Raw genomic sequence first — 14668 nt, forward strand, 5'->3', positions numbered from 1 at the left:
TCTGTTTGGATAAGATTACGAAGTTCTGTAGAGGTGAGAGAGTCCATCCCCATATCAAAAAAGCCTTGTTGGGGAGATACTACTTCATTTTTTGATAGTCCTAATACAGTGGAGACGCGCAAACTTATATGGTTAATGAGCAAATCTCGACGCTGTTTTACAGGTAATGTTTGCCATTGTTCTAAAATATTTGATGCAGTTGAAGATTTAGTTTTTACGTGAGGTAAGAAGTTTTGATAAAAGCTTTGGTTGATGTAGGGGAAACGTTGCCAATCAATGGCAATTACACCAGCACGAACAATCTTGTTAAATAAGATTTTTTCTAAAGTATTGAGTGCTAAATCAGGTGCGATCGCATTATAACCTTTGGCTGCTAATCTTTCTAAAACATTGCGATCGACTGCTGCACCAATTTCGCTCCACGGCCCCCAATTTATTACTGTTGCAGGTAAATTTTGTGCATGACGATAATAGGCAAAGGCATCCTCAAAGGCATTGGCCGCCGCCGCATTAGCTTGTCCCGCCGAGCCAATTAGGGATACAGCAGAGGTGTAACAAACGAAGAAATCTAAAGGATCATTGAGCGTTAATTGATGCAGTAGCCAAGTTCCTTTTACTTTGGGTGCGAGAACATGGTTAAAACGTTCTGGTGTGAGTCGCAGTAATGTTGTATCGTCTAAAGTGCCGGCGATGTGGAAAATTCCCCGCATAGGATAGTGCGATCGGCATTCTTGTAGTATAGTGTGCAGTTTTTCGGCATCTGTGACATCAACATCTTTGATTTGGATATCTGCGTTGATTGATTGCAGATTTGCAATAATTTCAGGGGTGAGAGCTTCTGCACCACTGCGACTGCATAATACTAAATGACGAGCGCCACGTTCTATCATCCATCGGGTGGTGGCTAAACCTAATCCGCCTGTACCACCAGTAATTAGATAACAGCTATCTTGACGGAAATTGATGTTTCCTTCTGCTAATTTTTGCTCTACTAAACGCGGAGCAAAGCGTTCATTTCCACGTAAGGCGATGCGGGTTTCTTGGGTATCGTGGTAAATTTCTCGGAATAATTTTTCTCCTACATCTTGTTCGTTAGGATCTAAATCTATGGCTCGAAATTTTAGTTCAGGGTGTTCTAGTATTAGGCTTAAGGCAATTCCTAATAGGGAAGATTGTGCTGGAGATGTGACTTGTTTTGCTGGTACGGAGCCTTGGGTGATGAGGATGAGGGCGGGGGGATTTTCTTGTTGTAATAATACCTGAATTAAATATAGGAAGCGTTGACAATGAGTTTCTACTTGTTGATATATTTCACCTTCTATTTCTTGTAATGGCCAGAGGTAGATTATTTCGCGGGTTTCTGGGGTGAATAAGTCGGGATTAATTTGTTGGGGGGAGATGAGTGAACAAGTAATTCCTTTTTGTTGGAATGGGGGGATTAAAGTTTCGGCGATTCCTTTGGAATCAGTAAAGATTAATTCACGCAGAGGCGCAGAGGAGGACACTTGCGGGCGGGGGTTCCCCCCGTTGAGCAAAGTGTCCGTCGCGCAGAGAGGAGGAAGGTTGTTTTTGGCGATGATTATGGTTTGTTTTAAGAGGTTGTGTGTTTTTGGGTTGGTTGGTTCGATGATATTAGTTTCTGCAAACCCATGATTAGTAAGTAGGTTTTGCCAGTGTTTTGTATTTAGTAAAGGATAACCGTTGCGTTGGGGATCTTTACTACATAACCACCAGCCTTCTGTTAAGCCGAAGGTTAAATCTATCCAACGACGTGCGCCGGTGCTTTCTAATATTATTAGTAGGGCGTTGGGTGCGCTTAGGGATTGTACGTGTTGGAGGGTTTTGTCGATGTCTGCTGTTGCATGGAGGACGTTGGCCGCGATGATAATGTCAAAGCTTCTGGGGAGAAAACCTTGAGTAAGCGGGTTTTTTTCTATATCTAATGTTTGATATTTTATGAAGGGATAATGGCTAAAGTTTTCTTTGGCTCTGGTTAAAAATCTTGAGGAAATATCGGTAAATACATACTCAATTTGACTATTATTTAAATGCGGTAAAATTGCTGTGGTGGCTGATCCGGTTCCGCTTCCGATTTCTAAAATTCTTAGCTGGCGATTTGTTGGTAAGTTGGCTACTGCACATCTAATAGTTTCTGCAACTAGTTCATTCATCAATTTAGCCCCAGCCGCATCAGAATACACAGATGCGATCGCATTTAAATCGCCTTGGGGAAATAGTAGTTCTAATGGCTCTATTTGGCGACGCATTACAGCTGCTAAAGCTAAACCACAACGTTCTATCAGGTTGATTTCTGCAAGGTAATCGGGAAATTGGCTGCGAAGGTATGGAATTTGTGATTGGCAGGAAGATGTAATTGGTTCTTTTGCTAATAACCAGCCATCTTTTTGCTGAGTAACAATTCCTTCTTCGGCTAGGATGCTGAAACAGCGCGATAATAAGGGACGATAAAAATCAACGACTCCACCTTGAGCCGCAATTGTTTCTTCTTGATAAGTTTCACCTAATTTCGGTTCCCAGTTAAGCTTTTTTAAACCTTCCCATACATAACTGACGCTTAAAGTTTCCATCTCACCCAGCAAGCGTTCATATTGACGCAATTTATCTGCTAACTGCTGTTCTAATTGCTGTAGTTGGACTTGGGTTTTAATGATATCGGGAGTAAGTAAAAACTCTCTACCATCGGGTAATAATGGTGGTAGGGGAATCCATTCTTCTATATAAGATTGAGCTTGACTTGCATGGCGGATAATTTCTTGGCGTTGAACTGATTTGAGTTCAAATCCGGTAATTGCTGCTAGTAATTCACCTTGTTCTGAATAAATATCAATATCCGATACAATTAAACTATGGTAACTTTTCGTTAATCTAACTGCACTGATAATGCTATCACTTGGAGAGCGGAAAAATTGGAATTTAGCAATGCGGATTGGGACATAAGTTGAAGATGAATCTTGCTCAAATAATATAGCTGCGATCGCCTGAAAACAAGCGTCAAGCATTGCTGGGTGAAAATGATACTTTTTCGCTGCTAAATGTAGATTATCTGTTAACTTAATTCGAGCGATCGCCCTATTTTTACTCCGATGAAGTTGATGAATTAGCTGAAAGTTACTACCGTAATTTACCCCAGATTTTTTGTATTTTTCGTAGAATGAATTAATGTCAACCTGTTCGGGAGATTCCGCTTCTATTTCTTCTAAATTTTGGGTAGTTAAATTAATTGGTTGTAAGTTCTCAATTTCTCCAAAAACAAGTACATCCCAATTATTCCCAGCTTGATTATATATGTGAAAACTTTGTTTTTTCGAGAGTTCTTTATCAATAACTAATTGTAAAACATTTTCGGTATCTCCAAGCAATAAAGCTTTATTAAATTCAACATTTTTTAGACTAACTGCCTTACCTTCTCCCGCAGCTAACGCCATTTCAATAAATGCCGCACCGGGAAAGATAGCTTGATCAAAAACTTGATGTTCAGCTAAAAACGCTGGATTGTTCTGACTAATACTAGCTCGATATTGAATAGAAGATAGAGGAGAGGGTAAGCGATCGCCTAATAAAGGATGTGCATAGTTATGAGAATTAACAGGAGTTACCCAATAGCGTTTGCGGATAAAAGGAGAATTTGGTAAACTAATTTTCTGCCCTGGTTGATAACGATGAAATTCTTGCCAATTAATATTTACTCCTCTTACATATAGTTCTGCTAAAACAGTTTGTATTTGCTGATAATTGCTAACATCTTGAGCTAAACTAGATAACCAAAGGATTTCACTGTCAGGTAAATTTTGACGACCAATATTAATTAGACTAGGCTGAGTTCCCATTTCGAGAAATATTTGATAGCCCATCTGATGCAAAGTGGCAATTCCCTTAGCAACATTATCTGATTGACGCAGATGTTGCACCCAATAAGCAGCAGTTTTAATAGAACTACCAACAACTTCACCATGAGAAATTAAAGTCAGTTGAGGATTATGATAAGAAACTTCTTCAGCTATTTTTTGAAAAGCTAAAAATCCGTCCTCCCCAACTTTTTGATTCAACAGACGAGCGTGACTTGCAACCAATTTAACAGCATCTTCAATAGAAAAAACTCCAGCTTGTTGAGCCGCGACATACTCACCCAAACCAGAACCTAAAATTGCCGAAGGACGAATCCCCCAAGACTTCCAAAGTTCACAAAGAGTATATTGCAGAGCAAATAAAGTCGGTTGCACATATAGAGGATGATCTATATCTTGATCTTTATCAAGTAACTCTTTAATAGAAAAATTTAAATAATTTTGGAATAAGCGATCGCATCGAGCAAACGCCTCACGAAACACAGGATCTTCCGCCACCCCAGGAGATATCACTCCCTCATCACCACAAAGAAAAGCCACCTTAGTATTTCCTTGCGCCTCCCCACAAATAACCCCTCCTACCTCTGCGCCTCTGCGCCTCTGCGTGAAATTCCGAAGCCCCTCCCGAAAAGCGTCAACACTAGAAACCAACAAAGCCAGTCGTTGTTTATGATGAAAACGGCCTGTATTTAAAGAAAAGGCGATATCACGCAGAGACGCAGAGACGCTGAGGAAGCGAGTAGCTAAGAGGGTTAAGCGCTCGTCGTCTTTAGCAGAGAGGGTAATTAGTATGGGGGATGTTGTTTGAGTCGAGGATTGTACTTGCGGAGGTTCGCTCAAGATTACATGAGCATTGGTTCCCGACGCTCCAAAAGAACTAACTCCAGCCGCTTTTATCTTCCCATTACTAACAGTCCAAGGACGAGATTGTGTCACCACATCAAGGGGTAAACTATCCCAATTAATATGAGGATTTGGTTTTTGGAAATTCAGATGAGCCGGAATTTCCGAATGATATATAGATAATACAGTCTTGATGAAACCAGAAATCCCCGCCGCCGCCGCGAGATGTCCGAGATTTGTTTTGATAGAACCGACTAACAAAGGTTGCGACTTCGAGCGATTGACACATAAAGCATCAGCGATCGCTTTAATTTCAATCGGATCTCCCAAAGCTGTACCAGTACCGTGAGCCTCGATATAATCAATGACATCGGCACTCAAACGTGCATCATTGAGAGCTTCACGAATTAAATCTGTTTGAATAGGGCCATTAGGAACTGTAAAACCGCCACTTGCACCGTCATTATTGACAGCCGTTCCCCGAATTAACGCCCAAATGCGATCGCCATCTTCTAAGGCTTCGCTCAACCTTTTTAAAACGACGACTCCGCAACCCTCACCAATCCCAAACCCATCAGCGCTGGCGTCAAAGGTTTTGCACTTACCATCAGCAGCTAACATCTGATTTTTGCACAAGGCGATGGGTACTTCCGGCGTGAGAATCAGGTTGACACCTCCCACCAAAGCCTGACGACATTCAGTAAATCGCAAAGAACGACACGCTAAATGAATCGCCACCAGCGAAGAAGAACAAGCCGTATCCACAGCCAAACTAGGGCCGTTCAGATTCAACAGATAAGAGATGCGTCCCGCAGCAGCGTTTAGATGATTTCCAGAGATATGATAAGCCCCAACTGTGCTATAATTACCACCCGGCGCAATCAGACGAGTATAATCATTATTGGTAATTCCAATAAAAACCCCAGTTTTGCCAACTCTAGAACTAGGCGCAGCCATCGCCGCATCTTCCAACGCTTCATAAGCAACTTCTAACAGTAACCGTTGCTGAGGATCAATATGCAAAGCTTCTCTCGGTGCAATCCCGAAAAATTGCGCGTCAAACATCGAGATATCATCGAGAAAACCGCCTTGAGACACGTAGATTCTACCAGCTTTACCACGATCTGAATCATAAAAATCATCAACATTCCAGCGATCGCGCGGTATATCCCTCAGCGTATTACCACCAGCTTTGAGAAAAGACCAAAACGCCTGGGGAGTAGAAATATTATTACCAAAACGACAACCCAAACCAACAACTGCGATCGGTTCACTTTGTTTAGCTTCAACAGCCTTTAATCTCTCCCTCGCTTCATTCAGCGCCTTAAATACCCTAGCTTGGACAGCCTTATCGTTATCTGATATATCCATATTAATTACGAATTACGAACTTGTACTGAGCGACTTGCCCTGAGCGTAGTCGAAGGGAGTCGAAGTATTACGAATTACCAAGAAAAGCCTCCAAATCTGCAAGTTCCTGCAAAATTAAATCCTGATTAACCTCTTGCTGAATAGAAGCAGCTTCTACAACCTGACTTTTCACGGGTTCTGGAAAACCTCTCTCCAAACCTCTCTCCTGCAAGGAGAGAGGCTTTGAATTCTCCCCCTTCCCTTGTAGGGAAGGGGGCTGGGGGGTTAGGTTTCGCGTTTGTTTTTCCACATAACGTGAAAAGTCAGCTTCTACAACTGCATTCACCTGCCAATCAAAAACCTGTTCTACCAAATAATTACCTAATTTTGTAATATTCGGAAAATCAAATATCAAAGAAGCAGACAAAGAAACCTCCAAACCTTTTTCTAATCTATTTTTCAACTCAATAGAAAGCAGAGAATCAATCCCCATTTCTAAAAATCCTTGATCCGGGTCAGGCATCTGCTTGATTCCCAAAATCGTAGCAACTTGCTTTCCAATATATGCAAACAAATGCTCTCGACGTTCTCCTGGCGGAACCTCTTCTATAAAACGGCGTGATGAGCTTGATTTTTTAACAGATTTAACAGATATTTGGGGTTCTCCCAATTTTTCTAAAATAGGCTTATTGCTGTGAAATTGATAAATATTTTTGAACCTAACCCAATCGACATCAGCTAATAAAACTTGCGTTTTCCCAGATGCCATAACAGCAGTCATTGCTCGAAAAGCTTTATCTAAAGCAATTTCTTTCATCCCAATTTGTTTTAGCCAATCTTCATACTCTTGAGAAACTATACCATTTCCAGCTAATAAAGCCCAATTCAAAGTGGTAGCTGGTAATCCTTGAAGATGACGTGAATGAGCCAAAGCATCCATAAAATGACTAGCTGCATCGTATAAACCTTGCTCCTTCGCTCCCCAAATTGCACCTGCGGAAGAGAAAAACACAAAATAATCTAATTCCGTCTCTAAAGATAATTGATGTAAATTCCAGGAACCCCGAACTTTGGCTTGAAAAACCTCTTCAATATCATCTAAAGTACATTCACTCAATCGCGTTTTGCGTCCTGATACTCCAGCCAGATGGAAAATACCTCGTAGCGGATAGGATGTTTTTTGGATAGTTTCAAAGATGCCAGACATTTGCTGAAAATCTCCCACATCTGCTTGACAAACTTCCACAGATGCGCCTTTATCTTCTAAAGTAATGAGATTTTGAATAATATCTGAAAATTCTACTTGTGACCCCCACTCAGTTCGGGAAGGAAATTGACGGCGGGTAGTCAAAATGAGATTTTTTGCACCCAAATCAACCAAATGGTGAGCAAGTTGCAATCCTAGATGACCAATTCCTCCTGTAATCAAATAGGTCGCCTGAGTTTGGATAGTAACTGGTTTTGTCGGTAAAGATTGCTGTGGAACCAGACGCGCCACATAAGCTTGATTATTGCGGAAGAGAAGATGATCTTCTGTAACAGAGTTTGTTAATGCTAGAAGTAAAGCCGCAAGATTTTGAGTAATATCGGCGTGGGGGTCAAGGTCAATCATTCCCCCCCATAATTCTGGTTCTTCTAGCGCCACAACGCGCCCCAAAGCCCAAAGGGGAGACTGATTAACAAAAGATGGTTGTTCTAGTCCAAATGGTTGACCGCCTAGGGTGACGAGGAACAATTTCGGAGGATTTGCGATTTTTTTAATCGCCTGGAGAAGATTTAGAAAACGGCTACAGCGATTAAATAAAATTGACCCAGATTGATTGTGGCGATCGCTAACAAGATAAATTATCCCACGCCAAGACGTGTCTAGCTCAAAGCTATGCTCTGGATTGGCGATCGCACACGAGCCAGAATATTTTATCAGTTGCTCTTGAATCGCTAACGCCAGATTTTGCTCACTATCTGTAACAATTAGCCAATCTCCCGAAATATTATTTTCTGCATTTTGGGCAACAATGATACTTTGCTGGAATAAAGGACTACCGATTTTTTCGTCAGGAGAAACAAATTCAGCTTGAGCAAAGCCAGATTCTAAGAGGATAGATTTCCAGGTAGACGCTGCAATTATGGGATGATCTGGTCGTAAATTGCGTGGCTTGTCACCGTAGGCATCGCTAAACCGCCACCAACCTTGAGCCACACCAAATATCAAATCAATCCACCGCGATCGATGGGTAAGTTCTAACAGTAATAAATGTCCTCCAGGACGCAGTAAACCGCGAATGTAAGGTAAGGTTTCTTTTTGCAAATCCCGCGTAGAATGTAATACATTTGCCGCAATAATCAAATCATAAGAACTGGGTAAAAAACCTTGAAGCTCCGGGTCTTTTTCGATATCCAGAACCTTGTACTCTATGAAGGGAAACTGAGCAAAGGTATCTTTGGCAGTCTCAAGAAAGAATGGTGAGATATCGCTAAATGTGTACGAAATCTGGTGACAAGTACAAGCTTTGAGTAGTTGATGGGTAGTTCCTCCAGTTCCCGCACCAATTTCTAGAATGCGGATTGGTTCTGAGGGAGAATAAGTTGATAATAAAAGCTCAACTGTTTTAGAAATACCAAGATTGAGAACTTTTGCCCAAGATGTTTCTTTATAAAACTGCGCGGCTCCAATTTGCTCATCTTGGGGAAATAAGATAGATAAAGGAGAAATTTTTCCTGTAAGTATGTCCGCTAATTTGGCAGCTACTCGACTAAACAGTGTCAGTTCTACACGCGCATTTGGGTACTTAAAAATTAAATTATCTACTGTTAAATCAGGGTGAGATTCTTGCGGTTCACTGATGATTTTCCAGTCATCGCCATGCTTTTCTAGAAGCCCTGTTTCTACCAATATCTTCAAGCAATGATTCCATAGCAATTTATACTCCTGTTTCATTCCAGTCTGACGAAAACTGTTTTCTGGAGAAAAGATAGTATTGATTTCAAATAATTTCAAATCTTTTAAAGCTTTAACAATAAAGTCTGCACTAAGTTCTTCCATCTCCCTAAAAGCTAGAGCAACTCCAGTAATTGGTGCAGATTTTATTTGTTCTCCTAGATAAGAGTCTAAATCAATTTGAAATTTTTCTAGATTCTGTAATTCCCTGTTTGATAAAGCATAAGGCAACCATTCCATCTGGTAAAGTAAGTTCTCACAACTAGAATTATCTGTGTTTTGATGATGCAGCTTGATTAATTGTTGAACAATTGCCGATAAAGTTTGTTTTTCCCCTTCCGAATAATTGCCAGTTTCTAGTAGAGTCTGCATCAAGCTTTTTGGATCTTTTTGAGACAGCATCTTGACAACAACAGATTCCTCTGAAGAAGTTTGCAATTGAGTCTTTAAAGGAATCCAATGTCGGCGTTGCTGAAAAGGATAGGTTGGTAAAGGACATCTTCTAGGTTGATAGTCTTTATCAATACCAAACCAATCTATATTTGCACCACGAACATAAAGCTGGCCAACACTTTCTAATAAAACCTCCCAGTCAGAAAATCCTGAACGCAGACTTGGTAATATCAAAGAGTTAGATATCGATGACTGGACAATTCCTAATAAAACAGGTTTCGGGCCGATTTCGATAAAAGTATCACACCCTAAAGATTGCAGAGACAAAACTCCTTGATGAAATTGCACAGTGTGCAACAAATGCTCAATCCAATACTCAGGAGTAACAATGCTGTCATCAGCGACTTCTCCCGTCAGATTAGAGATTATAGGGATTTGAGGTTTAGCGAAGTAAATTTGCTGGAGAGTAATTTTAAACTCTTCGCATATCGGCTCTATTAATGGTGAGTGAAAAGCATGAGAAACCTTTAATTGACGAACTTTAACTCCTTCGTTGATAAAGTGTTCACAAATTTGTTGAATAATTATTCGTTCACCGGAAATTACTGTATGTTGTTCGCCATTGATAGCTGCAATCGCTATTTTTATTCCTTGGCTCTGGCAAAATTGAACAATAGAATTTTCATCTACAAAAATAGCCGCCATCGCGCCATCTTCTGCTGGCAATTCACCAATCAGGTTAGCACGTTTGGTAACAAGTTTTAAACCACTCTCAATATCAAAAACTCCGGCAAAACAAGCAGCAGCATATTCACCCAAGCTATGTCCCAAAATCGCAGTAGGTTCAATTCCCCAAGAACGCCACAATTGAGCTAATGCTACTTCGACAACAAATAAAGCTGGTTGCGTATAAGATGTATGGTTTAAATCCACATCTGAATTAGCAAATATGACTTGCAGTAAAGATTTATCAGTTAGTTCTTGATATATTGTTTCACATCGATCTAAAGTTTGCCGAAAAGTTGGCTGGGTTTGATAAAGTTGTTCAGCCATTCCCAGATATTGAGAACCCTGTCCTGTGAACAAAAAGGCAACTTTAGGAGGCTTCTTTTCATCAACTTGAGCAGAAATTACTGACTCTACATCTTGTTGGACAAAACTACGTAATTTGGTGACAAAATCACTAATTTGAGAGCCAGTCACCGCCAACCGATTTGAGAATTTAACTCGACTAGTATTTGCGGTGAATACCACATTACAGATATTACTTTCGGGATGATTTTCGAGAAATTCTGCATAGTTTTTGGCTAAATCTACCAAAGCCTGTTCTGTTCTGGCAGAAAGTGTCAGTAAATGCTGGGTACGCTTAATCTCATTCTGCTGAGGAATAATGGTGGGAGCTTCCTCTAGCACAACATGAACATTCACACCACCAATTCCTAAAGAGTTCACCCCTGCTCGTCGAGGTAATTCTTTGCCATCTCGTTGCTTTGCAGTCCAGGGTATGGCTTCGCTATTGACATAAAAAGGAGTCTTAGAAAAATCAATTTGGGGATTGGGAATATTGAAATGTAAAGTCGGGGGAATAATATGATGCTTAAGAGCTAGAGCAGCTTTGATTAAACCGACAATACCAGAAGCAATTTGTATATGTCCGATATTTGTTTTCACAGACCCCAAAGCACACTCTCCCTGTTTAGCAGCGCTATATGCTTTAGCGAGTGCATCAACTTCGATGGGGTCTCCGAGTCTAGTACCTGTACCATGAGCTTCTACAAAGCCGATAGTATCAGCTTCAACTCCTGCAAAGGCTAGCGCTTCGGCTGCTACTGAAGTCTGACCTTCTCCTTTGGGTGCTGCGAATCCCAATTTTGTGCCACCATCGTTATTCATGGCAGATCCTTTAATGACAGCATAGATATGATCGTTATCTGCTAAAGCGTCTTTTAATCTCTTGAGTAAAACAACCCCGATGCCACTACCAAAAATAGTACCATCGGCTTGGGCATCAAAGGCGCGACAATGCCCATCTGGAGAAATAATCGAACCTTCTTGATATAAATAACCAATCTTTTGAGGAGAGTTAACAGAAGCAGCACCAGCTAAGGCCATGTCACTTTCTCCACTCAACAGACTTTGACAAGCCAGATGCACAACTGCTAAACCGGTGGAACAAGCTGTTTGGACATTGACGCTAGGGCCGCGCAGATTTAGTTTATAAGAAATCCGCATCGTCAAATAGTCTTTGTCATTAGCCACCATCGTTTGGAACCCTCCCATCGAATCTAATGTGAAGGGTTGCAATTCGTCAGTGCTATCTAATTGACCGCGATTTGGATAACAGTTATTGATAAAATAGGTGTTCATGCTTGCCCCAGCAAACATAGCGATCGCACCCTGGTATAAGTGAGAATTATAGCCAGCGTTTTCTAAACATTCCCAGCTAGATTGGAGCAGTAAACGTTGCTGAGGGTCGAGCAATTCTGCTTCGCGGTCTGTGTAGCCAAAAAATTCGCTATCAAAATACTCGGCTTTATCGATAATTGGTCTGGCTTTGACGTAGTTAGGCTGATTAAACAGTTCAGGAGAAACCCCCGATTCTAATAATTCCTCTTCCGAAAAGAAGGATATTGTTTCGACTCCGTTTTTGAGATTTTCCCAAAAAGTTTGCAGATTGTTAGCCCCCGGAAATCGCCCAGCCATGCCAATAATGGCAATATCATGAGTATCATGACTGCGAAGCGAACGGTTTTCGGCACGCTGGCGACTTTTTTCTTCTGTAACTTTGGTTGAATTCGATTCTTCAGTTAAGAAATTGGCTAATGTCGCAACTGTAGAATTTTTAAACATCTCAGCTATAGGTAGCTGACGCTCAAAAAGTTTTTCTAGCAGGTTTTGGACACGAATTAAGTAGAGAGAATGCCCTCCCAATTCAAAGAAGTTATCATGTAAACCCACTGACGAAAGTTGCAATACTTCACACCAAACTGCTGCAATTTGGCGCTCATTTTCCGACTTTGGTAAGCTTTGGGTTTTATTTCTCTCTTTCACCAAATACTCATCAATTTCTTGAATACGAGTTGCAAATAATCCCTGCTCAAAGTCTTTTTTTAATTTAGCTTTTTGAACTTTACCAATCGATGTTTTCGCAACTAGTTCAGCTTCTAAGGGAATCACATAAGTCGGCGCGATGCCTATTTTCTGGGTTAAATGGCTGCGAATCTCTCTAACTAGTTTTACCCATTCTTCAAAATTATTTGATTCTGGGCTAAAAGTAATAACTAATAAATCTGTTTCTCTGTTTTGGTCAAAAACTGCAAAGGCAGCCGTATAAGAAACAGCTACACCATCTAATTCTTCTATGTTTGTTTCAATTTCATGGGCAAAGTAGTTAATACCATTAATAATAATTTCTTGTTTTTCTCTACCAGTAATAAATAACTCACCATTATGGATATAGCCCAAATCTCCCGTAGTAAACCAACCGCCATCTTGAAAAACTTCTTGGTTGAGTTCAGGGTTTTGATAATATCCTTCAGTCAGTGAAAACCCTTTAATCTGGAGTCGCCCAATTTCGTTTTCTGGTAAAACATAATTTTCTTGATCAACAATCCGAATAGTAGCCCCAGGAATCGGTTTCCCCAGAGATATAAAACTATTCTCTTGGGTGAGTTCATCTTTATTTAAACCTGCTGACCAAGTAATGCCAGAACAAGATTCAGTCATCCCAAATGCTGGTTTAATTGCTCTATCTTGCAGTTGATGTTTCTCTAGAAGTTCTAAGAATAAGCGAATAGTTTTGACCGAAACTTGCTCTCCTGCATTCACTAAAAACTTCATTGAGGAGAGGTTATAACAAGACTGATTAAGTTCTTCGACTTGTTGATTAATTAAGGAAAATGCAAAGTTAGGAGACCAAGAGATAGTAGCTTGATGCTTTTGAATTAGGTCTAACCATTTGAGGGGTTGCCGCAAAATTAATTCAATCGGTACATGGATTTGATTGCAAGCCAAATCCACAGCCATAATTCCTAAAAATACTATTGCCCCCACATGATCTAAGGGCATCCAATTAAGCGTAACTTCTGCTTGTGTAAAATTATTCATCCGCATTGTACCGGCGGACATGGATAGAAGATTACGGTGATGCAGCATTACTCCCTTGGGAAGACCTGTGCTACCAGATGTGAATAACAGCAACGCCGGATCTTCTGGTGTCAACCGAGGAATTACAACCGACTCTGGTTTTGATAAGTATTGATGACTTCTTAGATTATCTATTGATAAGACTCGCAAGCCTTGTAAATGAGATTGAGTAGCTAATTTTTCTATTTCGACAATTAGTTCGCAATCCGATAAAATTATCGGCTTATCTAAAATCTGCCAGACATGATAAAGTTTTTTAGTTGCGGCATTGTCTGTATCATAATTAGCAGCAACGGTCAGAGGTACAGGGATGATTCCACCTAAAAAGCAAGCCCAAAGTGCCGGGATAAAATCCTGATTTCGACCAATTTGAAAGATAACTTTATCTCCCAACTTTAGTCCGTGGTGAGTAAGCCCACGTAAAATGGTTAAAGCGTCATTATATAAATCTTTATAACTCTGAAAATATTCAAATTCGTCGTTTTTTATATATGTAATCCCTTTGTCCTCATGGCAAGCAGCATCAACCAAAACTTCCGGTAGAGTTTTAAAAATATCTTCTAATTGCCCACCAAAACTGATTGATTTTTTCAATGCTTCTACTTGATTATGCTCGTCAAAAAGCTGTTTACCTAACTGAGTTTGGGTGAGTTTGTTGAACTGGGGACTAGGCATAGATTTTATTTTTACAATCGCAATTGATAGATGATTAATTGACGAAATACTAATATTAATCTTAGGACTTACGCAAGTACCACAAAAAATTAAAACTTTTAGTTTGTCGTCAGGGCTTCATCTCTGATTTTGAGAACTAAAGTCCTCTCTTATCTTCTTAGGCTGCACTTCTCTTCTTAGGCTGCGCCAACGACTACGCTCAGTGACCACGCCAACGAGACGCACTCGCGTTCACTACAAAATAAAAATAATCTGCTAGTTGCGTAAGTCCTATATTAGTCTCATTACTTTTACCCTCTACATCTTGCCAATTTTTGTTTTCATAATATAATCATTTGCTACTTTAACACGATTTCAATATATAAACTATGCAATAAATAGCAAATAATTATTGTCTTAACTGTCTTAACTGTCTTAACTGTCTTAACTGTCTTAACTGTCAGAATATCTGTGCTTC

Annotated in this window: 2 protein-coding genes; both read right to left on the reverse strand. The window is 40.3% G+C overall.

Annotation, left to right across the window (positions count from 1 at the left end; all coding sequences use genetic code 11):
- Positions 1 to 6080, reverse strand: a 6080-nt coding sequence (locus tag LC605_RS02595; RefSeq protein ID WP_229546015.1) for a type I polyketide synthase, incomplete at its 3' end; no start/stop codon positions are given.
- Positions 6081 to 6147: 67 nt separating this feature from the next.
- A complete protein-coding gene (locus LC605_RS02600; protein WP_229546016.1) occupies positions 6148 to 14211 on the reverse strand; it encodes a type I polyketide synthase in 8064 nt (2687 codons plus the stop codon).
- Positions 14212 to 14668 lie beyond the last annotated feature (457 nt).

This window comes from Nostoc sp. CHAB 5836, assembly GCF_020829445.1.
Classification (GTDB): domain Bacteria; phylum Cyanobacteriota; class Cyanobacteriia; order Cyanobacteriales; family Nostocaceae; genus Nostoc.

Coding starts and splice junctions, on each gene's coding strand:
- LC605_RS02600 (WP_229546016.1), bottom strand. CDS start 14,211: ATGCCTAGTCCCCAGTTCAACAAACTCACCCAAACTCAGTTAGGTAAA.